This window comes from Achromobacter sp. NPDC008082, from assembly GCF_042957345.1.
In the GTDB taxonomy this organism is placed as follows: domain Bacteria; phylum Pseudomonadota; class Gammaproteobacteria; order Burkholderiales; family Burkholderiaceae_B; genus Achromobacter; species Achromobacter kerstersii_A.
The window spans coordinates 531,638-553,348 of record NZ_JBIBIB010000003.1 but is presented as its reverse complement, the minus strand read 5'-3'; the positions used below and the strand labels follow the sequence as shown (position 1 = coordinate 553,348).

The 21,711-nt window shown below is 66.5% G+C and carries 19 protein-coding genes; 11 read left to right on the top strand and 8 right to left on the bottom strand.

Annotated elements, in window-relative coordinates; translation table 11 throughout:
* Positions 1-3 precede the first annotated feature (3 nt).
* The 3 genes from ACFZAI_RS14605 to ACFZAI_RS14595 form a co-directional block, all read right to left on the bottom strand.
* Positions 4-381 carry a hypothetical protein gene (locus ACFZAI_RS14605; RefSeq protein ID WP_391567529.1) on the bottom strand — a complete coding sequence of 126 codons (378 nt, stop codon included), beginning with the start codon at positions 379-381 and terminating at the stop codon, positions 4-6.
* A 131-nt stretch (positions 382-512) separates the two neighbouring features.
* On the bottom strand, positions 513-1,145 hold the full coding sequence (locus ACFZAI_RS14600; protein ID WP_391567528.1) for a DUF6923 family protein: 633 nt from the start codon (positions 1,143-1,145) through the stop codon (positions 513-515).
* Positions 1,146-1,175: 30 nt separating this feature from the next.
* Positions 1,176-2,405: a helix-turn-helix domain-containing protein gene (locus ACFZAI_RS14595; protein ID WP_391567527.1), complete on the bottom strand. Its 1,230-nt coding sequence runs from the start codon at positions 2,403-2,405 to the stop codon at positions 1,176-1,178.
* 152 nt (positions 2,406-2,557) lie between these two features.
* Between ACFZAI_RS14595 and ACFZAI_RS14590 the strand changes: the two genes are divergently transcribed.
* From ACFZAI_RS14590 to ACFZAI_RS14550, 9 genes are all read left to right on the top strand, one after another.
* A complete protein-coding gene (locus tag ACFZAI_RS14590; protein WP_391567526.1) occupies positions 2,558-3,076 on the top strand; it encodes a hypothetical protein in 519 nt (172 codons plus the stop codon).
* Between the two features lie 115 nt (positions 3,077-3,191).
* On the top strand, positions 3,192-4,070 hold the full coding sequence (locus ACFZAI_RS14585) for a DUF3348 domain-containing protein (RefSeq protein WP_391567525.1): 879 nt from the start codon (positions 3,192-3,194) through the stop codon (positions 4,068-4,070).
* Between the two features lie 10 nt (positions 4,071-4,080).
* Positions 4,081-7,704: a DUF802 domain-containing protein gene (locus ACFZAI_RS14580; protein WP_391567524.1), complete on the top strand. Its 3,624-nt coding sequence runs from the start codon at positions 4,081-4,083 to the stop codon at positions 7,702-7,704.
* Complete coding sequence (locus ACFZAI_RS14575) at positions 7,701-8,351, top strand: OmpA family protein (RefSeq protein WP_391567523.1); 651 nt, start codon at positions 7,701-7,703, stop codon at positions 8,349-8,351. Before ACFZAI_RS14580 ends, ACFZAI_RS14575 begins: the two co-directional genes overlap by 4 nt.
* Entirely contained in the window at positions 8,341-9,039 is a 699-nt protein-coding gene (locus ACFZAI_RS14570) for a DUF2894 domain-containing protein (RefSeq protein WP_391567522.1), read from the top strand. The genes ACFZAI_RS14575 and ACFZAI_RS14570 overlap by 11 nt, the downstream gene beginning before the upstream one ends.
* A 134-nt stretch (positions 9,040-9,173) precedes the next feature.
* The gene (locus ACFZAI_RS14565) at positions 9,174-9,419 is read left to right on the top strand and encodes a ParD-like family protein (RefSeq protein WP_391567521.1); all 246 of its coding nucleotides are present in this window, start codon (positions 9,174-9,176) and stop codon (positions 9,417-9,419) included.
* Entirely contained in the window at positions 9,420-10,211 is a 792-nt protein-coding gene (gene map, locus ACFZAI_RS14560; protein ID WP_391567520.1) for a type I methionyl aminopeptidase, read from the top strand.
* A gap of 109 nt (positions 10,212-10,320) precedes the next feature.
* Positions 10,321-11,541: an MFS transporter gene (locus tag ACFZAI_RS14555; RefSeq protein ID WP_391567519.1), complete on the top strand. Its 1,221-nt coding sequence runs from the start codon at positions 10,321-10,323 to the stop codon at positions 11,539-11,541.
* A gap of 120 nt (positions 11,542-11,661) precedes the next feature.
* Positions 11,662-12,294 carry a glutathione S-transferase family protein gene (locus ACFZAI_RS14550; RefSeq protein ID WP_391567518.1) on the top strand — a complete coding sequence of 211 codons (633 nt, stop codon included), beginning with the start codon at positions 11,662-11,664 and terminating at the stop codon, positions 12,292-12,294.
* A gap of 67 nt (positions 12,295-12,361) precedes the next feature.
* On the opposite strand, the gene sodC is transcribed toward ACFZAI_RS14550, so the two are convergent.
* The 5 genes from sodC to ACFZAI_RS14525 form a co-directional block, all read right to left on the bottom strand.
* A complete protein-coding gene (sodC, locus tag ACFZAI_RS14545) occupies positions 12,362-12,886 on the bottom strand; it encodes a superoxide dismutase [Cu-Zn] SodC (RefSeq protein WP_391567517.1) in 525 nt (174 codons plus the stop codon).
* Between the two features lie 146 nt (positions 12,887-13,032).
* Complete coding sequence (locus ACFZAI_RS14540; protein ID WP_391567862.1) at positions 13,033-14,277, bottom strand: DUF445 domain-containing protein; 1,245 nt, start codon at positions 14,275-14,277, stop codon at positions 13,033-13,035.
* A 232-nt stretch (positions 14,278-14,509) separates the two neighbouring features.
* Positions 14,510-15,823: a cation:proton antiporter gene (locus ACFZAI_RS14535; RefSeq protein ID WP_391567516.1), complete on the bottom strand. Its 1,314-nt coding sequence runs from the start codon at positions 15,821-15,823 to the stop codon at positions 14,510-14,512.
* A gap of 128 nt (positions 15,824-15,951) precedes the next feature.
* Positions 15,952-17,175 carry an AI-2E family transporter gene (locus ACFZAI_RS14530; protein WP_391567515.1) on the bottom strand — a complete coding sequence of 408 codons (1,224 nt, stop codon included), beginning with the start codon at positions 17,173-17,175 and terminating at the stop codon, positions 15,952-15,954.
* Between the two features lie 80 nt (positions 17,176-17,255).
* Positions 17,256-18,185 carry a LysR family transcriptional regulator gene (locus ACFZAI_RS14525; protein WP_391567514.1) on the bottom strand — a complete coding sequence of 310 codons (930 nt, stop codon included), beginning with the start codon at positions 18,183-18,185 and terminating at the stop codon, positions 17,256-17,258.
* 179 nt (positions 18,186-18,364) lie between these two features.
* Here ACFZAI_RS14525 and ACFZAI_RS14520 point away from each other — a divergent pair, with 179 nt between their 5' ends.
* On the top strand, positions 18,365-20,500 hold the full coding sequence (locus ACFZAI_RS14520; RefSeq protein WP_391567513.1) for a 3-hydroxyacyl-CoA dehydrogenase NAD-binding domain-containing protein: 2,136 nt from the start codon (positions 18,365-18,367) through the stop codon (positions 20,498-20,500).
* Positions 20,501-20,528: 28 nt separating this feature from the next.
* Entirely contained in the window at positions 20,529-21,710 is a 1,182-nt protein-coding gene (locus ACFZAI_RS14515; RefSeq protein ID WP_391567512.1) for an acetyl-CoA C-acyltransferase, read from the top strand.
* Position 21,711 lies beyond the last annotated feature (1 nt).

The window sequence follows — 21,711 nt, the reverse complement described above, 5'->3', positions numbered from 1 at the left end:
CCCCTACGGCTTGCCCTTGCCGTCCACCCAATGCTTGTCGGTAAGCTTGGGGTCGGGAAACGGCAGTTCCATATTGGTCGGCGGCGAGGCCACCCACTTGCCGCCGTCCTGATAGAAGTCCATCGGCGCCTCGGACGTGCCGGCAGGCATCAGCAGCATGGTGGTGCAAGACACCCGGCCCTTGTGCGACGGCTTGGGTGCGGGCAGGCAGGTGCCGATGGCCAGTTGCGACGTCTTCATTCCGGGAAGATCATCACCCAGCAGGGTCAGCACGGCGGCGTGAGCCTCTTCCGGCGTGGGGATGACAAGGGGCTGGGGCTGGGCCTGGGCCGTGAAGCCGATCGCGGCCAAGCCCAATATGCCTAGCGGAGCAAATTTCATGCGGTTCCTAGCGTGCAGCGGATTCGCGCTGCGTGTTGCGGGATAGCGCCGGGTGGTGCGGGCAAGCGGCGCATAACGCGACGTGGCGCCGCTTGCCGCCCCCCAGCAGCCATGGCGGACATCGGCCGATTCTACTCGGGGCGCCGCACCGCCCTGACTTTGCCGGAATTGCCCCCGCCGCAAAAGAAGCGGCCGGCGCCATCCGACTCCAAACCCGACACGCCCACGCCCGCAGGCATTTCCACGCTTTCCAATACAGCGCCCGAGTCCGGCTCCAGGCGCCGTAATTCGCTGGCGTCGTTTTCCCATGTGCCGTGCCAGAGCTGGCCGTCCACCCAGGTCACGCCCGTGACGTAGCGATCGGAGTCGATCGTGCGCAGCACCTTGCCCGTGCCGGGGTCCACCTGATAGATCTTGCGCTGCTGATACTGGCCGACCCACAACGAGCCATCGGCCCAGGCCATGCCGGAATCGCCGCCGCCACCAGGCGCGGGGATGGTGGACAGGACCTTGCCGTTGGCCGGGTCCAGCTTCTGGATTTTTCCTTCGGCGATTTGATAGAGGTGTTTGCCGTCGAAGGCCGTGCCGGCGTTGGCCACTACGTTCAACGCGCGCGGGGTGTCGCCGCTATCGGGGTCCAGCGCAATCAGCTTTTCGCCAACGGCAATCCAGACCTGATGGCCGTCGTAGGTGACGCCATGCACGCTGTCGACACCCGGGAACGGGCCGTATTCACGGAGGATTTGGGCTTGGGTTCGTTTCATGACTGTGTCCTTGAAAGAGGAGACTTCATGCTACTGACCGGGCAGCAATGCCGGGAGTAACAAGCTTGTCGTGAATGCCGGCACGGCGGGCGTCGTCCAACGGCGTGCGCGGCCATGCCCCAACGGTTGCGCCTGACCCGATGCCGCCAATGCATCCAACGCCCGCTGCACCGTGCGCTGGCTTGCGCCCAGCGCCAACGCCAGCGCAGAACTGGACCACGCCTGGCCATCGACCAGACACGCCAGCACGGCGGCGTGGTCGCGGTCAGGCACGTCAACGGGGCGCGCCAGCACCACAACCTTGGCGCCCGCATGCGGCCGCAACACGAAGCCGTGCCGCGTGGCGCTGATGCCCGCTAGCGGCCGCAATGCCGTGCGCAAGCGTCCGATTTCCACGCGCAGCCGCACGCGATGGGAATCATCTTGAAAGCCGGTACGAAACGCCTGCGCGATCAGCAGCTCGCGGGTCACGTCTTGCGGCCAGGCCTCGGCCAACAGACGCGCCAACGTGAACAAGACGGGGCGGCCGGCCAGCGGCACCGACTGGCCCTCTTGGCGCACGACGTTACGGCACGCGTCGATGATCAGCGCGGGGGACGCCAGCAGCGCCTCGACCTCATCCAGCCGCAGATCGCACGCGCCGTCTGGCAGGACTTCGCGCGCGGCGGGGGCATGCAGCGTCTGCAACGCGTGATCCACTTCGGCCATCAAGGCGGGAATGCCGGCAAGCCGTGCGGCGTGTTGGGCGCGAGCCAGCGCTGCGCCTGCTGCGTTCGCCTGCACCCGGCGCAACGCGATTCCGCCCGCGATGAGCGCGTGGATGGCGCGCGACGCGGCGGGCATCGCGCTGACATTCATGTCCGCCAGCATTTGATCGGCGTCGTCCAGGCGGCCCAGCAACAACAGCCGCCGCGCCTGTAGGTGCGCGGCATGCGCCGCGTTGGCCGGGTCGCCATGGGACGCCAGGGTGGCGCGGGCGGCGGCCAGCGATTTTTCGGGCCAGGCCAGATCCCGCGAGGCCAGCGCCACTTCGGCTTCGGCCACGACGCAGCGGGCGCGCGCCAGGGGATGCGCCGGCCCGAAGGCCCGCGCCGCGTTGCGCAGCAGCGCCTTCGCCCGCGAAAAATCACCCAGTTGCGCCATGGCGATGCCGCGCAAGGCCAGCGCGGGGGCCTCGTCACGCAACGCCACGAGGTTCAGCGCGCCCAGCGGGTCGCCCGCGGCCAAGGCGCGCGCCGCGCTCGCAATCAGAACATCCATGGATATCTCGGCCACGTCCCTATCCGCCTTGGCATTCGGGTGCGAAACAATCTACCACTGCTGCTTGGCCCGTGGCGCGTGCCGGATGGCGCGCAAATTGGCACAATGCGGGGCCGCCCGCCTCCGGGTTCAACCCGCCATCACAGGAACGTATGGAACTGACGCTACCCAAGAGCTTGCAAAAACCGCTGGAACGCGAGGCCGCGGACGCCAACCGTACGCTGCACGCGCACATTCTGAAGAAGCTGGAATCGATCACCCCGCCGGTTGAAGCCATCGACCCCGCCGTGCTGAAAGCCGGGCTGCCCAAGCTGGTGGATTATCTGTCGCGGATGCCAGGCGTGAACGTGCTGTCTTCGCAGGTGACAAGCGATGCCTATTGGTGGGTCAAGTTCAATATCGACCTTCAGAACCCGCTGGCCTGGCAAGTCGTGCAGGAATTGGGCTTTGTGCTGAACGACGCGTCCATCCACGACAAGCTGCCCACCGTCTTCAAGCCGGTGTCGCCGCCCCCGTATCTGAATGGCGGCCCGCAGGACTTTTTGTCTTGGGTGATTGAATCGACCTACAACTATATAGACCCCGCCTGGATCGCGCAGACGCTGGAAGGGTATCTGCCCCGCCCCGTCGACGACCTGAGCCAATGGGCCAGCGGGGATGACAGGGAGTGATCAGGGCCAAAGCAATGCGTCCCTATTTATGACACTTGCAGCCATCACCCCGCCCTCACCCCACCCTTAACCTGCCCGTCAGCGTGTAAACTCCCCCCTTTTTGACTCTGGTGGTATGTTGCAAGCCCCACAGCGCACAGGTTTAAGCGGCCCGACGCTCATTCGCTTGCTGACTCGCCTGACGGATGTCGACGTTCCGGAATCGAGGCAATCGCTGTCCGACCATTTGAGCCAGTGGCTCGGTTGGACGGATGCGATCGCGCTTTCCGCGGCCTTGAATACCCGCCCGCCGGTGATCGCCCCGGGCGCGCGTCAGTTCAGCAGTGCCGAAGAGCGCGAATGCGTGCGTGTCCGGACCACGCTGGCCGACGCCATCGCCAGCGATACGGCGGCCACGGCCGCCAAGCGGCTCGTTCCCGGACAAGCGCCCGCCAAGAAGTCGGCGGCCGTAGAGCAAGCCGAGGCCGATTACTCGAATTTTCGTCAGCGGTATCAGTCGTTGCAGCACACGATGGAGACCAGCGTGGGCAATTTGCGCAGCCGTTTGCGCGGCATGGTGGCGGCCAGAAATGGCGAAATGACACGGCTGGCCGTCGTGGACGCCATCATGGACCGCGCACTGCTGCCCAAGGAACGCGCGCTGTTTGGGCTGATTCCAAAGCTGCTACAGACGCATTTTGAGCGCCTGCGGCTGGCCGAGGCGGCGGCGTTGGCGCCCCCGGAAGGAGAAGCCAGCGCCGACGCCAAAGCACTAGCGCAAGCTGACGCGCAAGCTGAAGCGCAAGGCGGCGATGCCGGCCTGGCCGAGGATGCGGCGGCAACGGCCGCCAGGCCATCCTCGTCCGTACCCGGGTCAGCAACCGCCCCCCAGCCGATTACCCCCGGCGCCTGGCTGGACGTGTTCCGCAAGGATATGCGTAGCGTCCTGCTTGCCGAATTGGATGTTCGTTTACAACCGGTCGAAGGGCTGCTTGCCGCCCTTCGCGCCAGCTAACCAGGACACTATGTCCAAGACTCTGATCAATTTCGTTGTATTCCTGGCCGGTCTGGCCGTTGTGGGCTGGATTGGCGCGGGCTATGCGGGCACGAACCCGCTGGCGCTGGCCGTGACGCTGCTGATTGGCGTCTGTTATCTGGCGGGCGCGTGGGAGCTGCTGCGGTATCAGCAGGCCACGTCCACGCTGACCCGGTCCACGGCATCGCTATCCGAAGCGCCGGCCAGCCTGGGGTCGTGGCTGGATCAGCTGCATCCCAGCCTGCGCAACGCCGCGCGCCTGCGCGTGGAAGGCGAACGGGTCGGCTTGCCCGGCCCGGCGCTGACGCCGTATCTGGTCGGCCTGCTGGTGTTGCTGGGCATGCTGGGCACATTCCTGGGCATGGTCGTGACGCTGCGCGGCACCGGCATGGCGCTGGAAAGCGCGACCGACCTGGGCGCCATCCGCGCATCCCTCGCCGCACCGGTCAAGGGCTTGGGTTTTGCTTTTGGCACGTCGATTGCCGGCGTGGCCACCTCCGCCATGCTGGGCCTGCTGGCCGCGCTGTGCCGCCGTGAACGCGTGCAGGCGGCCCAATCGCTGGACACCAAGATCGCCACGACCTTGCGCGTTTACTCGCAAAGCTATCAACGCGAAGAATCCTTCAAGCTGCTGCAACGGCAAGCGGAAGTGATGCAGCGTCAGGCCGAAGCCATGCCCACGCTGGTAGACCGCCTGCAAGCCATGATGCAAAACATGGAGCAGCAAACCCGCGCCATCAATGACCGCCAACTGGCCAGCCAGGATGCGTTCCAGGACAAGGCCGAAGCCGCCTACGCCCGCCTGGCCTCGGTGATGGAACAGTCCATGAAGGAAGGCGTGGCCGAAAGCGCGCGTTCCGCCGGCGTGGCCTTGCAGCCCGTCGTGGAAGCCACGATGGCCAGCCTGTCGCGCGAAACCGCCAGCCTGCAAGACACGGTGACGCAAGCCGTGCAGCAGCAACTGAGCAGCCTGACGTCCGGCTTCCAATCGTCTACCGCCAATGTGGCCGACATCTGGAACCAGGCGCTGGCCGGCCAGCAGCGCGCAAGCGAAACGCTGGCGCAAGACTTGCGCGCGTCGCTCGACCGCTTTGCCGAAACCTTTGAGCAACGTTCGGCCGCCCTGCTGGATGGCGTGTCGGCACGCCTGGAAACGTCATCGGGCAATATGTCCGAGGCCTGGACCTCGGCGCTGTCGCGCCAGGAGCGCGTCAGCGAAAAGCTGGCGGGCGACAACCTGCAAGCCCTGACGGCCGCCGCCGCCAGCTTTGAACAACACTCGGCGTCGCTGTTGCGCACGCTGAACGACTCGCACGCGTTGCTGCAATCGGACCTGGCCTCGCGCGATCAGCAACGCCTGGCCGCCTGGACGGAAACGCTGGGCGCCATGGGCGCCACGCTGCGCCAGGAATGGGAACAGGCTGGCACGCAAGCCGCCGCCCGTCAGCAAGCCATCAGCGACACGCTGGCGCAAACCGTGCGCGACATCAACGCCCAGGCCGCCGCGCAAGCCAGCGTGCTGGAAGGAGTGTCGGCGCGCATGGAAGCCGCGGCCAACAACGTGTCGGCCCGCTGGGACTCGGCCTTGTCGCGCCAGGAACAGGTCAGCGAGACCTTGGCCCGCGACAATCAACAGGCCCTGACCACCGCCGCCGCCGCGTTCGAACAGCACTCGGCGTCGCTACTGCGCGCGCTGGATCAGTCGCACGCCGACCTGCAATCGGCGCTGGCCGCCAAGGACCACGAGCGTCTGTCCGCCTGGACGGATTCGCTTGCCGCCATGGCCGCCACGCTGCGCCAGGAATGGGAACAGGCTGGCACGCAGGCCGCCACCCGGCAAGAAGCCATCAGCGAGTCGATGGCGCGCACCGCACGCGACATCACCTCGCAAACCGAAGCGCAGGCGCAGCTGCTGGAAAGCGTGTCGGCCCGTCTGGAGTCCGCCGCGAACAGCGTGTCTGACCGCTGGACCACCGCGCTGGCCCGCCAGGAGCAAGTCAGCGAGAAGCTGGCCGCCGACAATCAGCAAGCCTTGACGACCGCCGCCGCCGCGTTCGAACAGCATTCGGCGTCCTTGCTGCGCACGCTGGAACAATCGCACGCCGATCTGCATGCCGCGCTGGCCGCACAAGACCACGAGCGTCTGGCGGCGTGGACCGGCACCTTGACGGCCATGGCCGCCACGTTGGGCCAGGAATGGAAGGCCGCGGGCGAGCACACCGTGGCCCGCCAGCAGGAAATCAGCGACACGCTGGCCTTGACCGCGCTGGACGTCACCGGCCAGACGGAAGCGCAAGCCCGCCTGCTGGAGACCGTGTCGGCCCGCCTGGAAACGGCGGCAAGCAGCGTGACGCAGGCCTGGACGGATGCGCAGGCGCGCCAGGAACAGGTCGGCGAAAAGCTTGCGGCGAACCACCAGCAAGCGCTGGAAGCCGCCGCCGCCACGTTCGAACAACACTCGGCGTCGTTGCTGCGTACGCTGGACCAGTCGCACGCGGATCTGCAAGCGGCGTTGGCGTCCAAGGATGAGGCACGGCTGTCCGCCTGGACCGCGAAGCTGGCCGCGCTGGCCGACGCGCTGGGCCAGGAATGGGAGCTGGCGGGCGTGCAGGCGGCCTCGCGTCAGGAAGCGCTGACGCAGGCCCTGGCGCAAACCACCCGCGACATCACCGCACAAACAGAAGCGCAGGCAACCGTGCTGGAGGCCGCATCGACCCGTCTGGAGACGGCGGCCAGCCACGTGACACAGGCCTGGACCGACGCCCAGACGCGTCAAGAGCAGGTCGGCCAGCAATTGGCGGCGAGCCATCAACAGGCGCTGGAAACGGCGGCCGCTACGTTCGAACAACACTCGGCGTCGCTGCTGCAAACGCTGGACCAATCGCACTCGGCGCTGCAAGCCGAGCTGGCTGCGAAGGACGAAGCGCGCCTGGCCGCCTGGACCGGCAAGCTGGCCGCCGTGGCCGACACGCTGGCGCAGACCGCGCACGACATCACGTCGCAAACGCAGGCGCACGCCAGCGAGACCATTGCCGAGATCAGCCGCTTGGTGCAAGCCGCATCCGAAGCGCCGAAGGCCGCGGCGGACGTCATCGGCGAACTGCGCCAGAAGCTGTCGGACAGCATGGTGCGCGACAACGACATGCTCGAAGAGCGCAACCGCCTGCTCGACACGCTGGACACGCTGCTGAACGCCGTCAACCACACCGCCGCCGAGCAACGCACGGCCGTGGACGCGCTGGTGGCCTCGTCGGCCGAGCTGCTGGAACGCGTCGGCACGCAGTTCACCGACCGCGTCGAAGCCGAAACCGGCAAGCTTGCCGACGTGGCGGCGCACGTGACCAGCAGCGCCGTGGAAGTCGCCAGCCTGGGCGAATCCTTCGGCACGGCGGTGCAGCTGTTCGGCGAGTCCAACGACAAGCTGGTTGCGCACCTGCAACGCATCGAAGCGGCGCTGGACAAGTCCATCGCGCGGGGCGACGAGCAGCTGTCTTACTACGTGGCGCAAGCGCGTGAAGTGGTTGACCTGAGCCTGATGTCGCAAAAGCAGATCATCGAGAACCTGCAACAGCTGGCCGTCCAGCGCGCCACCGCCGGAGCGGAAGCCGCATGAGCGAAGACATCGACGGCGGCGTCGAGGCCTCCTCCCCCGCCTGGGCCGTCTTTGGCGACCTGATGTCGGTGCTGCTGGGCGCCTTTGTGCTGATCCTGGTCAGCGTGATCGGCGTGCAGTTGCAGTTGTCGACGCAGCTGGAAGAAGAGGTCAAGCAGCGCCAGGAAGAAACACAACGGCGCGAAACGCTGGAGCAGGCGCTGGCCGGGCCGCTTGCGGCGGGCCGCGTCACCCTGATCAATGGCCGCATCGGCATCAGCGGCAGCGTGCTGTTTGCGCTGAACTCTGACCAGTTGCAGCCCGAAGGGCGGGAGATTCTGAAGACGCTGATCGAGCCGCTGGCCGCGTATCTGAAGACGCACGACGAAATCCTGATGGTCAGCGGCTATACCGACGACCAGCAGGTGCGCGAAGGCAACCGCCGTTTTGCGGACAACTGGGACTTGTCGGCGCAGCGCGCCTTGACGGTGACGCGTGCGCTGATCGACGAAGGCGTGCCGTCGTCCACCGTGTTCGCCGCCGCGTTCGGCTCGGAGCAGCCGGTAGCGTCCAACGCCGACGAGGAAGGGCGCGCCAAGAACCGCCGCGTGGAGATCACCCCGATCCCCAAGCCGTCCAACGAGCCGGGAAAGCCGCGTGAGCAGTGACGGTAGCGCGGGCCTCCCCTGCGACGCACAAGCCACGTTGGACGCCTGGCGCGACAGCGGCGCTGACCGCGCCGACCCGGTGCGCTTTCAGTTCCTGGCCGCCATGGCGCGGCGCACGGCCGCCTTGGATGGCCCCGCGCGGCAGTTGCTGGACGAGAAATTGGCGGGCTTGCTTGGCGCCTATGAAGCCTTGCTGGACGCGCCCGCCGCCGAGCAGGAAACGCCCCCTGCCGACGATGCCCGCAGCGCGCTGGCCGGCCTGATCGATTACCTGGCGTATCCGGATGCGCCGGACGGCGACGCCGCCTGGACGCGCGACGCGCTGGGGCTGCGCGAAGCCTACCCCGATGTGCAGATGCTGGAGTATTTCCGCGCGGTGTGGTCGCGCGTCAGCGCCGACCGTCAGGTGCGGCAGTCGCAGGAACAGGTCCACAAGAACGCCGGCCCGCTGAATTCGAATCAGCTGGTGCACCGCGCGCTGTCGCTGATGCGCGAGCTGTCTCCGGGATATTTGCAGCAGTTCCTGTCGTACACCGACGCGCTGATGTGGATGGAGCAGATTCAAGCCGCAACGGCGCCCGCCCCCAAAGAGGCGGGGCGTTCGGGCGCGGCCAAGGCGGGGGCCGCCAAAGCCGGCGCAGCCAAATCCGGCGCAGCCAAAAAAACGTCGCGCGCCAAGACGCGCTAATCGCGCTGATCGCGCTGATCGCGCGGATCGCGCTGAAGGCGGCTTCGTCACCTTCCAGCCGCCTGATTTGCGCGCCGCCCCTTTTCGGCATTACCATACGATCCATATACAAACCATATACGGATCATTCCCTCATGGGCCTCGTCAAAGTCTCCGAGCAGATGCACGAAAATCTGCGCGTCGCCAGCGGCGCACTCAGCCGCTCGATCAATTCCCAAGCTGAACACTGGATGCGCATCGGCATGCTGTCCGAGCTCTATCCCGAACTGCGCCACGCGGACATCTGCCAATTGCTGATCCGCATCGAGCAGGCCGAAGGCTTCACCATTGCGTCCTTGTCCCGGCGCTTGCCGGACGGCATCCAGCAGGAGGCCGCGTAAATGGCAAGAAAGGTTTCCATCAAGACCGCCGCCGATATCGAAATGGCCCGCAAGGCCGGCGCGATGGCGGCGGAAGTGCTGCATATGATCGGCGAACACGTGCGCCCCGGCGTCACCACCGATGAGCTGGACCGCATCTGCAACGACTACATCGTGAACGTGCTGAAAGCCATTCCGGCCAACGTCGGCTATCACGGCTTTCCGAAGACGATCTGCGCGTCGGTCAACCACGTCATCTGCCACGGCATTCCGTCTTCCAAGGTGCTGAAGAACGGCGACATCCTGAACATTGACGTGGCCGTCATCAAAGACGGCTGGTTCGGCGACACCAGCCGCATGTACTACGTGGGCCAGCCCAGCCAGTTGGCGCGCCGTTTGGTCAACACCACGTACGAAGCCACGCGCGCCGGCATCATGGCGGTGAAACCCGGCGCCACGCTGGGCGACATTGGCCACGCCATTCAAACGGTGGCGCATCGCGAACACTTTTCCATCGTGCGCGAATACTGCGGCCACGGCATTGGCCAGATCTATCACGACGAACCGCAAGTGCTGCATTACGGCCGCCCGGGCGAAGGCCTGGTGCTGCAGCCCGGCATGATGTTCACGATTGAACCGATGATTAACGCCGGCAAGCCCGCCACCAAGCAATTGCCGGATGGCTGGACGGTGGTCACGAAAGACCGCTCGCTGTCGGCGCAATGGGAACACATGGTCGTCGTGACGGAAACCGGCTACGAAGTGCTGACGCCCTGGCCCGACGGCTACGGCGACTATCCGCCCATTCCCTGACCTAATCACCTCTTCCGCCCTTGCCCATGGCAAGGACCGGAGTGCGGGCGCACAAGGGCGCGATCATGATCGTGCCCTTGTTGTTTTCGAGCGCCTGATGGCGTTGCCCATGCCTGCCCTGCCCTCTGCCTTCCGCCGTTTGGCCGCCTCGAATCTGGCCGCGCAGTTTTCCGAACAGATGGCGCTGGCGGCCGCGCCCCTGGTGGCCGTGCTGGCGCTGGACGCCACCGCCGCGCAGACGGGCTATCTGCAAACCGCGCAGACCTTGCCCTTCCTGCTGCTGTCCCTGCCCGCGGGCGTGCTGGCCGACCGCAAGTCGCGCCGCGCGCTGATGACAGCGGCCGAGTGCGTGCGCGCGTGCAGCTTGCTGGCCTTGCTGGCGCTGCTATGGCTGGGCGGGCTCAGCCTGGTGTGGCTGGAGGCCCTGGGGTTTTTAGGCGCGGTGGGCACCGTAGCCTATAACGTTGCCGCCCCGGCGCTGGTGCCGCGGCTGGTGCCTGCCCGCGAACTGGCCAGCGCCAACCGCTGGCTGGAACTGGCGCGCAGCTGCGCGTTTTCCGCGGGGCCGGCCGCAGGCGGCGCGCTGGTGGGCTGGATGGGCGCGTCCACGGCCTATGTGCTGGCCACCACCTTGTCGCTATTGGCCGCCGTGCTGCTGGCGGGTTTGCCGCCGGACGCGCCCACGCCCACGGCCCGCCGCGATGTGTTGGCCGAACTGCGCGCGGGCGCGGCGTTTGTCGTGGCGCATCCGCTGTTGCGGCCGGTGCTGATCACCGCTGTGTTCTTCAACACTGCGTGGTTCGTGCTCCAGGCCGTGTACGTGGTGTACGCCATTGAACGGCTGGCGTTGTCGGCGGCTGGGGTGGGCGTGACGCTGGGCGTGTATGGCGCCGGCATGCTGGCGGGCGCGCTGGCCGCGCCCTGGCTTGCGCGCCGGCTGTCGTTCGGCGCGATGATCGCGTTGGGTCCGCTATCGGCGCTTGTGGCGAGCGGCATTCTGCTGTCGACCTTGGCCTATGCGTCCGGCCCCTGGGCCGCGGTGGGCTTCTTTCTGTTTGGCGCCGGGCCAATTCTATGGACCATCACCACCACCACGTTGCGCCAGGCGGTGACGCCGAATGCGCTGCTGGGCCGCGTGTCGGCGGTGATCCTGACCGCGACGTTCGGCGCGCGGCCCGTGGGCGCGCTGATCGGCGCAACGCTGGCCGCGCGCGTCAGCCTGGACGCCTGCCTGTGGGTGTCCACGGCCGGGTTCCTGGTGCAGTTTCTGGTGTTGTTCGCGTCACCCGTGAGGCGCTTGCGCAGCCAGCCGGATGCCGCGGGGGGTTGAAGGGACGGGGGTTGATCCCGCCCTGCGCTGTTACCCCCGGCGCAGCCCCGATCTGTATCTGGCGGCGCGCCTTTCACGCCGATAGACTGGCGCACATTCCCCTCCAGCCACCGCTGCAAGATGCTGAACATACTAGGCAAGGCCTCGTCCATCAATGTGCGCAAAGTGTTGTGGACCTGCGCCGAACTCCGCCTGCCGTTCACGCGGGAAGACTGGGGTGCGGGCTTTCAGCCGACGAGCGACCCCGCCTTTCTGGCCTTGAACCCCAACGCCATCGTGCCCGTCATTCAAGACGGTGATTTCGTGCTGTGGGAATCGAACAGCATCATCCGATACCTATGCGCGCAATATGACGGGCAGCTTCTCTACCCCGCCGAACCAAAACTGCGGGCGCGTATCGATCAGTGGATGGACTGGCAGGCGACCGATCTGAACCGGTCATGGAGCTACGCCTTCATGGCGCTTGCGCGGCAATCGCCCGCGCATACGGATGCGGCCAGCATCGAGGCATCGTGCCAGAGCTGGTCGCACACCATGGGCATTCTGGAGCAACAACTGGCGCGCACTGGCGCGTATGTGGCGGGGCAGGATTTCACGCTGGCGGATATTCCTATTGGTTTATCCGTCAACCGCTGGTTCTGCACGCCTTTCGGCAGCGTCGCTAAAACCGCCCTGCCCGCCATCGCGGCCTACTACGACCGGCTTGCCGCCCGCGAGGGCTACCGGCTGTATGGCCGCAACGGCACGGCCTGACGAGGCGGGCGGGTTTGTCGTAAACGCGGCTGACTTCAAAACCACCCGGCTGACGTCAAAACCCGGCTTACTTCACCACGCCGCACACCAGGCGGCCGCCTCCGCCGCCCAACGGCGCGGGCGTGTCGCTGTAGTTGTCGCCGCCCACGTGCACCATCACTGCATGCTTCTTCACGTCGGCCAGTTTCAAGTGCGGCGCAACGACTGCTTTCTTGGCGGTGCCATCGGCCGCTACCACGATGAACGGCAGGTCGCCCTGATGCCCGTCGGTGGCCATCGGCCCCTTGTGGGCCTTGGTGCCCTTGGGGTCCAGGTGGCCGCCCGCCGCGCCGCCCGGCGCCATCTGGTTATTCACCATGCCCGGCATGCACGAATCCTTTTCATGGACGTGAAAGCCGTGCTCGCCTGGCGGCAGGCCCTTCAGGTTCGGCGTGATTTGCAAGCCGCCCTTGGTGTCCTTCAGTGAAATCGTGCCGGCGCTCTTGCCCAGGCCGTCGGCCGTCAGGAACGTCATGGTGACGTTTTCGGCCAGCGCAGCGCTGGACGCGCCTGCGAGTGCCAGCGTCGCAACTAGCATCGGGATTTTCTTCATGAAGTGCCTCCTGGAATCATGCACACAAGGTGCGGATGCCCGGCCGGGCGAACCGCGCCGCCCTGGCCCATGGCGCAGAAAACAATAGCACCGGGGCGGCACGAACAGCCAGCAATCTTCATTCCTGATACAAGCGGGCAGGCTTGTTAACGATTCACCAGCAGCACCAGCGCGTGCAGCGCCACGCCGATCAGCCCGCCCACCAGCGTGCCATTGAAGCGGATGTATTGCAGGTCGCGGCCCACGCTCAGTTCCAGTTCGTCGACCAGATGGCGTTCATCCCAATTTTTTACGGTGCGTGAGATGTGTTCGGTGACGCCAATGCGCAGCCGGCCGGTCAGCCGGCGCGCGCTGCCCAGCACGTGGTTGTTGATGGCGTCGCGCAGGCCCGGGTCTTCGCCCAGCTTGCGGCCCAGCGCCAGCAAGGCGCTTTCCAGATGGCGGGCCAGCGCCGAATCTTCGTCGGACAGATCGCGCCGCAACGCAGCATGAATGTCGTCCCACAGGCCTTGCACGTACTCCTGCACCTTGGGATGGTCGATGGCGCGTTGCTTCAAGTCTTCCACTTGCGCCGCCAAGGCCGGATCGCTCTTTAAGCGTTCGATGTAGTTCAGCACCCAGGCCTCGTAATCGCGCCGCACCGGGTGATCGGGTTCGGACAGCACGTCGCGCACTTCCTGCACCAGGGCCAGCGCAAGGCGGTCGGCCAGGTTGTCGGCAATGCCATCCACCGATTTGATGACATCCACCGCCGCGATGATGCGCGGCCATTCCTTGCGCGCAAACTTCACCAGCAGCGTCGACGCGCGCTCTTTCACGTCGTCTTCGCCCAGGTAACCGCCCAGGCGTTCCATGGCCGCATCCAGCAGTTCCTGATGCCGCCCGTCGCGCGTCAAGAGCCCCAGAATTTCGCCGACGGTGCCGGCTGCATCCCAGCGCCGCAGATTCTTCACCACGAATTCCTGGATGACGCCGCGCACCGCCTGTTCATCCAGCATGTCCAGCGTCTGCAAGGCCACGCGGCGCGCGCCATCGCTAAGTGCATGCGCCTGCTTGGGGCGCACCAGCCAGCGCGACAGGCGCGCGGCGGGGTCAAAGACGCGCAGCTTCTCCATCAGCGTGTCCGGGTCCAGAAAATGGTCGCGAACAAAAACGGCCAGGTTGTCGCCGATGCGGTCCTTGTTGCTGGGGATGATGGCCGTGTGCGGAATGGGCAGGCCCATGGGCCGGCGAAACAGCGCCACCACGGCGAACCAATCGGCCAGCGCGCCCACGGTAGCCGCTTCGCAAAACGCCCGCACCCAGGCCCACGCGCCCTGTCCGCCCATGACGTGGCTGGTGATGAAGCCGCAAACCATGGCCACCAGCAACGCCAGCGCAGCAATTTTCATGCGCCGCAATTGCGTGCGGCGCACGTCGGACGCCAAGGCCGAAGGGTGAACGGTGGAAGCGGAAGGCGGCGGAACGGTACGGGCAGAGTCGGGCATGAAATATCCGGCGGGGCGATGCGTCAGCATAACAACAGGCGGGGCGGGCCGGCGTAAGAGAAGACAGAAGACGCGCGGACGGTGCGATGGCCATGCGCCAATCCACCGGACCCAAGGCGTCTGGCGCGCCGGGCCATTACGGCGCGCGCGCCCGGTGATAGCGCCGCAGCAAGGGTTGCGCCGACACGCCATGCACCAGCACCGACCCCACAATGGCCGCCAGCAGCACCGGCGCCAGCCCCTGCGTGACGCCGCGCGGCGCTTGCTCCATGGCCAGCAGCAGGTAATAGAACGTGCCCACACCGCGGATGCCCAGCCAGCTGGCCAGCCAGCGTTGGCGCCTGTCCAGCGTGGACCCCGCCAGCGACACCATCACGCTCGCCGGCCGCACCGCCACGAACAACACGGCGATGACGACAAGCGGCATCACGCCCAGCAGGTCGCGCCAACATGCCGACACGACGCAGCCGATGATCAGCATCAACGCCAGTTCCACAAAACGTTCCAGCCCAACCGAAATCGCCATCATCGATTCGGCCAGATGCGCATGCGCCAGCTTGGGGTCTTGCGCGCTTTCCTCTTGCTTGGCGGGCGTCACGTCCTCAACCGCCGCGCGCGGGGTCTGGCTGCTGCCGGTTGCGCGCAGCTCTTGCTGGCGCAAGGCCACGCCCGCGCAGAACACCGCCAGAAAGCCGTAGCCATGCGCCAGCAGCGTGGCGCCATAGCACAGCGCAATCAGGCCCAGCGCCAGAAACTCATCCACCCCCAGCGCGTTGCCAAAGCGGATGCGCAACATGGCAATCAGCCGTTCACTGAGCGTGCCCATCAGCCAGCCGATGGCAATGGCCACGGCCACGCCCCAGACGAGTTCGGCGGCCAACGTCCAGGGGTGCAGCAAACCCTCCGGCCCGGCATTGCACAAGGCAATGCCCAGCACCACAAAGGGAAAGGCCGCGCCATCGTTCGCCCCGCCCTCGCCTGACAAGGCAAAGCGCAGCGGGTCGTCATCGCCGGCTTCCAGCGGGCGCAGTTCGTTGGCCAGCACGGGGTCGGTGGGCGCCAGCGCCGCCGCCAACAGCACCGCCGGCCCCAGCGCCAAGCCCCAGCCCGCCATGCCCAGCGCCGTCATCAAGCCAATCGTCAGCAACATGGCGGGCGCGGCCAGCCGCAGCGGCAGGCGCCATAGCGTGTGTCCGCAAGCCACCCGCAGGTGCATGCCGATGGCGAACAGCGAGACCGGCAGCGCGGCTTCCGTGATCAGCCGCAGCGCATGGCGGTCGTCGTAAACATCCAAGGTCAGCAGGCCCAGGCCTGCCGGGCCAATCACGAAACCGACAGCCAGGTAGATCATGGCGCCCGTCATCGGCAGCGCGTCGATGAAGCGCTTGGCCAGCGCCATCAGCGCGAACAGCGCGCCGATCACCAGGAACCAGACCGCTTCGATGTTCACGTTCACGCTCCGTACGCGGGGATTGGGTGCGGCAGCCTGGGCGGCACGCTCCAGCGTTATGCCCTGGCTCCGCGCCCTGACTTCGCGCCCTGGCTTCACGCCCGGACAGCACGCCCGGACAGCAGACCCTATTCGCCCAGAAACTCCGACACCGCCTCCAGCCCTTCGATGTGATCCGCCACCACCTTCGCAATGAACGCAATAGGCACCGACAGCAGCGTGCCCCAGATGCCCCACAGCCAGGTGAACAGCAACAACATCATGAACACCGCCACCGCGTTCATGCGGGCGATGCGGCCAGACATCCAGGTCGTGACCAACACGCCGATCAAGAGCGCGATGGCGACCGAACTGCCGGCCACCGCCAGCGCCGGCCCGACCTCACCGAACTGCACCAGCGCGGCGATGCCCGTGGCCACCGCCGTCAGCAGCGGCCCGAAGTACGGGATGATGTGCAGCGCCCCGGCCACCACCGCCCACGTCGCGGCGTTTTCCAGGCCCAACAGCCGAAACGCCACCCAGGACAGCAGGCCCAGCACCAGATTGGTCACCAGCATCATCGCCATGTAGAGATGAATGGCGTTGTTGATCTGGTCCAGCATGTGCACGCTGATTTTTTTCTGCGACAAGGTCTTGCCCGCCACCTTCACGAACTTGCGCTTGAACGCGTTGCCGGACAACAGCAGAAAGAACACCAGGAACACGCCCATGGTCGCCTGGCCGATAAAGGCGGCCAGCCCCTTGGAGCCCCACAACAGAAAGTCGCTAAGCCCGGAATCGGACTTGGCCACCACCACTTGCCGGCCCGGCGTTATGCCGCCCGTGTCCTGAAGCACGCTGGCCGCGCCCTTGATCCGTTCCATCATCGAGCCGTCGCCGCTGGTAAAGCCGCTAAGCGTGCGCGACAACTTCCCCGAGATTTCCGGCAGCGCCTGCACGATGGAGCCCACCTGGCTCTGCGTGGCGTAAAGCAGCCCGGTCAGGCCGATCGCCAAAACAGCCATCAGCACCAGAATGCCCACGGCGCGCGGCAGGCGGGCGCGCTCCATCAGGGTAACGGCGGGGTCCAGCGCATAAGCCACCACAATCGCCATCACCACCGGCACGATGAATTCCTGCGCCAGCTTCAAGGAAAACAGCACGGCCAGCACCGTCAGGGTCGTCAGGCACGCGCCGCGCGCCCAGACATGCGTGACGTTGGGCGCAGGTTCGGGGATCAGGCCCACGTCTTGCACGGTGACCTTGCTTTCCTTGTCCGTGCTTTCTTTGCCCGCCTCCGCTTGCGGCGCAGACGCGCGCGTACCGGCGTCCTCCCCTTGTGGCGTCAAGACCGCCGGTGTCGTGCTTTCCATCCTGCCCTCGCATGTCATTGTTGAATGCGCTCAGCAAGTATCGTTCCCGCCCCTTCAGCCCCCCCTTCAGCCCCGGCCCTTCAGCCCGCCACCGCCAACAACCCCGCCTGGCCTTCATGCCCGCGCTGCGCGCGCTCAAGAATGAACTCGATCATCATTGAAATGGCGCGCGGATGATGGCGGTTTGGCATGTACAGCATGTACATGCCGCGCCCGAAGATGCTTAAACGCCATTCCGACAGCATCGGCAGCAGTTCGCCCCGCGCGATGTCATCGTGCACCACGTAGTCAGGCACCACGCCCACGCCCAGCCCGGCCCGGATCGCATCCCGCAGGAACGCGTAGTTGCGCGAAATGACGGTGGGTTCCAGCACCACATGCTGCCGCGGCTGGCCGCCATAGTAGGCCGACAGGCGCAAGGGCCGGCCGATGACGGCGGCGCTGATGATCCGGGTTTGCGCCAGATCTTCGGGCCGTTGCGCCAAGCCGTGCGCCTCGGCATACGCCGGCGACGCGCAAGCCACATAGCGCACCTGCCCCAGCTCGCGCGCCACCAGATTCTGCGGCGGCTCGGACATGATGCGCACGGCAATATCGACTTCATCGCGCAGCAGGTCGTCCACGCTGTTCTCAAACAGCACGTCCAGCACGATGTCGGGGTACGCCTGCTTGAACTCCAGCAGCCACGGCGTCATCACGAATTGCCCGTAGCCGCTAGGCACGCTCAGCCGCACCCGGCCTTGTGGCGTCTTGCCCAGCGTTTCCACGGACTCGCGGGCGGCCACCAGTTCGTCTTGAATGCTGCGGCCATGCTGATACAGCTTCAGGCCGATTTCGGTGGCTTCGATGTGGCGCGTCGTGCGCCGCACCAACTGCATCCCCACGGATCGCTCCAGCTGATTCAAGTGATAGCTGACATTGGCGCGCGTCATCTTCAGCCGGCGCGCGGCCTCGCTCAAATTGCCGGCATCCAGAATTTCCACCAGCAAGGTCAGGGATTTGGTGTCCATCGGCGTCTCCTTGGCCGTGATTGTCAAATTTTCTTATCCGCCGTGTCAATTCTTGATGTCATTGTCAAGACTTCTTTACTGGGAAAGAATAAAGAAATCAGCGATAAGAAATAAAAAATGAGCCGTTCCTGGCTCGCCAGGCGCCGCGACGGCGGACGCCCTACAGGAGACACGCATCCATGACCGACAGCAGCACTGCCGGCGCCGCCCACGCGCGCCGTGAAGACGACATCCTGGTCATTACCCTGGACCACCCTCCCGTCAATGCGCTCAGCGCCGATGTGCGCCGCGATCTGGCCCACGCCATTGACGCCGCGCAATCCGATCCGCAAGTGCGCGCCATTCTGCTCGTGGGCGCAGGCAAGAACTTCATTGCCGGCGCCGACATCCGCGAATTCGGCAAACCGCCCAAGCCGCCCGCCCTGCCCGACGTGTGCAATCAGATCGAAGCCAGCGCCAAGCCCGTCGTGGCCGTGCTGCACGGCGCGGCGCTGGGCGGCGGACTGGAAGTGGCGCTGGCCGCGCACTATCGCGTGGCCTTGCCCAGCGCCAAGCTGGGCTTGCCTGAAGTGAACCTGGGCCTGCTGCCCGGCGCGGGCGGCACGCAGCGCACGCCCCGGCTGATCGGGGCCACCGCCGCGCTGGACCTGATGCTGTCGGGCAAGCACCTGTCCGCCGACGCGGCGCTAAAGGCCGGCTTGATCGACACGCTGGCCGACGGCGAAAGTGACGGCAACAGCGCACTGGCCGCTGGCCTGGCCTACACCCGGCAGTTGCTCGCGCAAGGCGCAGGCCCGCGCCGCAGCCGCGACGCCACGGCCGCGCTTGCCGACAAGGCCGCCGCCTTGGCGCAAGCCGCGGCGGCCGGCGAACACGTCGCCAAAACCCTGCGCGGCCTGTATTCGCCCGCGAAAATTGTTGAAGCCGTGCGCGCCGCCATCGAACAACCCTTTGACGAAGGCTTGCGCACCGAACGCGCGCTGTTCCTGCAATGCCTGGACAGCCCGCAACGCGCAGGCCTCGTGCATGCTTTCTTTGCGGAACGCGAAACCACCAAGATCCCCGAACTGAAAGAAGCGCGGCCGCGCCGGCTGGACACAATCGGCGTGGTGGGCGGCGGCACGATGGGCGCGGGCATCGCCGTGTCGGTCCTGGACGCAGGCCTGCCAGTGGTGATGGTGGAACAGGACGACGCCGCGTTGGAACGTGGCCGCGGGCGCGTGGCCCAGGTGTACGACCTGCTCGTCAAGAAAGGCCGCATCACGCAGGAAGAACGCGACGCCCGGCTGGCGCGGCTGACGGGCGCCACGACCTACGACGCCCTGGACAACGCCGACCTGATCATCGAAGCCGTGTTCGAAGACATGGACGTGAAGCTGGCCGTCTTCGCGCAGCTGGACCGGGTGGCCAAACCCGGCGCGGTGCTTGCCACCAACACGTCTTACCTGGACGTGAACCGCATCGCCTTGGCCACGCGCGGGCCGGCCGATGTGCTGGGCCTGCACTTCTTCTCGCCCGCCAACATCATGAAGTTGCTGGAAATCGTGGTCGGCCAGCACACATCGCCTGAAACCGTGGCCACCGGATTTGAGCTGGCGCGCAAGCTGCGCAAGACGCCCGTGCGGGCAGGCGTGTGCGACGGCTTTATCGGCAACCGCATCCTGGCCGTGCATCGCCAGGCGGCCGACATGATGATGGAAGACGGCGCATCGCCCTATGACATCGACGCGGCGGTGCGCGAATTCGGCTACCCGATGGGTCCGTATCAAATGGCGGACCTGGCGGGCGGCGACATCGGCTGGGCCACGCGCAAGCGCCGCGCCGCCACGCGCGACCCGGCCCTGCGCTACGTGCAAATTCCCGACCGCCTGTGCGAACGCGGCTGGTTCGGCCAAAAGACGGGCCGCGGCTTTTATCAGTACGCAGATGGCGCGCGCGTTGGCACGCCCGACCCGGAAGTGCTGGCCATCATCGACGAAGAGCGCCGCCGCGCAGGCGTCACGCCCCGCCCATTCACGCAGGAAGACATCCAGCGCCGCTATTTGGCCGCCATGATCAATGAAGCCGCCAATGTGCTGCATCAGGGCATTGCGCTGCGCCCATCGGATGTGGACGTGGTGTTCCTGTCCGGCTACGGCTTTCCACGCTATCGCGGCGGCCCGATGCACTACGCCGACAGCGTTGGGCTGGACCGCGTGCTGGCCGACATCCGCAGCTACGCCAAGGAAGACCCGGCGTTCTGGAAACCGTCGCCGCTGCTCGTGCAGCTGGCCGAATCCGGCCGCAACTTCGCCAGCCTGAATCAGGCTGCCTGATTCCACTTTTTCAATACTGGACACCTTCATGCGCGAAGCCGTTATCGTCTCTACCGCCCGCACCCCCATCACCAAGGCGGGGCGCGGCGAGTTCAACCTGATCGCTGGCCCCACGCTCGCCGGCCACGCGGTGCGCGCCGCTGTAGACCGCGCCGGCATTGACCCCGCCCTGATCGAAGACGCCTTCATCGGCTGCGGCTACCCCGAAGGCGCCACGGGCCGCAACATCGGCCGCCAGGCCGTCATCCGCGCCGGCCTGCCGGTCAGCGTCGGCGGCGCCACCATCAACCGCTATTGCGCGTCGGGCCTGCAAGCCATTGCGTCCGCCGCCAGCCGCATCGTGATGGACGGCGCGCCCGCCGTGATCGCAGGCGGCGTTGAGCTGGTCTCGCAAATCCGCACGCGCGACGATGGCGTCAGCGGCATGGACCCGTGGATACTCGCCAACAAGCCCGAGCTTTACCTGCCGATGATCGAAACGGCGGACATCGTGGCCGCCCGCTACGGCATCAGCCGCGAAGCGCAAGACCGCTTCGCGGCACAAAGCCAGGCCCGCACCGAAGCCGCCCAAGCCGCGGGCCGCTACCGCGAAGAGATCATCCCCGTCACCACCACCATGTCGGTCACAGACCGCGCCACCGGCGCCGTTTCTGAACGCGAAGTCACGGTCGACAAAGACACCTGCAACCGCCCCGGCACCACCTACGACGCGCTGGCCGGGCTGGCTCCGGTGCGCGGCGAGGGCCAGTTCGTCACGGCGGGCAATGCCTCACAGCTGTCCGACGGCGCGGCGGCCTGCGTGCTGATGGAAGCGTCCGAAGCCCAACGCGCCGGCATCCGCCCGCTGGGCGCGTTCCGTGGCCTGGCCATCGCCGGCTGCGAGCCCGACGAAATGGGCATCGGCCCCGTCTACGCCGTGCCCAAGCTGCTGGCGCGCCACGGCTTGAAGGTGGAAGACATCGATCTCTGGGAACTGAACGAAGCCTTTGCGTCGCAAGCCATTTACTGCCAGGAAAAGCTCGGCATCCCCATGGACCGCCTGAACGTGGACGGCGGCTCCATTGCGCTGGGCCATCCGTTTGGCGTGACGGGCGCGCGCCTGGCGGGCCATGTGCTGATCGAAGGCCGCCGCCGCGGCGCGCGCTATGCCATCGTCACGATGTGCATCGGCGGCGGCATGGGCGCGGCCGGCCTGTTTGAAATCTACTAAG

Coding starts and splice junctions, on each gene's coding strand:
- ACFZAI_RS14605 (WP_391567529.1), bottom strand. CDS start 381: ATGAAATTTGCTCCGCTAGGCATATTGGGCTTGGCCGCGATCGGCTTC.
- ACFZAI_RS14600 (WP_391567528.1), bottom strand. CDS start 1,145: ATGAAACGAACCCAAGCCCAAATCCTCCGTGAATACGGCCCGTTCCCG.
- ACFZAI_RS14595 (WP_391567527.1), bottom strand. CDS start 2,405: ATGGATGTTCTGATTGCGAGCGCGGCGCGCGCCTTGGCCGCGGGCGAC.
- ACFZAI_RS14590 (WP_391567526.1), top strand. CDS start 2,558: ATGGAACTGACGCTACCCAAGAGCTTGCAAAAACCGCTGGAACGCGAG.
- ACFZAI_RS14585 (WP_391567525.1), top strand. CDS start 3,192: ATGTTGCAAGCCCCACAGCGCACAGGTTTAAGCGGCCCGACGCTCATT.
- ACFZAI_RS14580 (WP_391567524.1), top strand. CDS start 4,081: ATGTCCAAGACTCTGATCAATTTCGTTGTATTCCTGGCCGGTCTGGCC.
- ACFZAI_RS14575 (WP_391567523.1), top strand. CDS start 7,701: ATGAGCGAAGACATCGACGGCGGCGTCGAGGCCTCCTCCCCCGCCTGG.
- ACFZAI_RS14565 (WP_391567521.1), top strand. CDS start 9,174: ATGGGCCTCGTCAAAGTCTCCGAGCAGATGCACGAAAATCTGCGCGTC.
- map (WP_391567520.1), top strand. CDS start 9,420: ATGGCAAGAAAGGTTTCCATCAAGACCGCCGCCGATATCGAAATGGCC.
- ACFZAI_RS14555 (WP_391567519.1), top strand. CDS start 10,321: ATGCCTGCCCTGCCCTCTGCCTTCCGCCGTTTGGCCGCCTCGAATCTG.
- ACFZAI_RS14550 (WP_391567518.1), top strand. CDS start 11,662: ATGCTGAACATACTAGGCAAGGCCTCGTCCATCAATGTGCGCAAAGTG.
- sodC (WP_391567517.1), bottom strand. CDS start 12,886: ATGAAGAAAATCCCGATGCTAGTTGCGACGCTGGCACTCGCAGGCGCG.
- ACFZAI_RS14540 (WP_391567862.1), bottom strand. CDS start 14,277: ATGAAAATTGCTGCGCTGGCGTTGCTGGTGGCCATGGTTTGCGGCTTC.
- ACFZAI_RS14530 (WP_391567515.1), bottom strand. CDS start 17,175: ATGGAAAGCACGACACCGGCGGTCTTGACGCCACAAGGGGAGGACGCC.
- ACFZAI_RS14525 (WP_391567514.1), bottom strand. CDS start 18,185: ATGGACACCAAATCCCTGACCTTGCTGGTGGAAATTCTGGATGCCGGC.
- ACFZAI_RS14520 (WP_391567513.1), top strand. CDS start 18,365: ATGACCGACAGCAGCACTGCCGGCGCCGCCCACGCGCGCCGTGAAGAC.
- ACFZAI_RS14515 (WP_391567512.1), top strand. CDS start 20,529: ATGCGCGAAGCCGTTATCGTCTCTACCGCCCGCACCCCCATCACCAAG.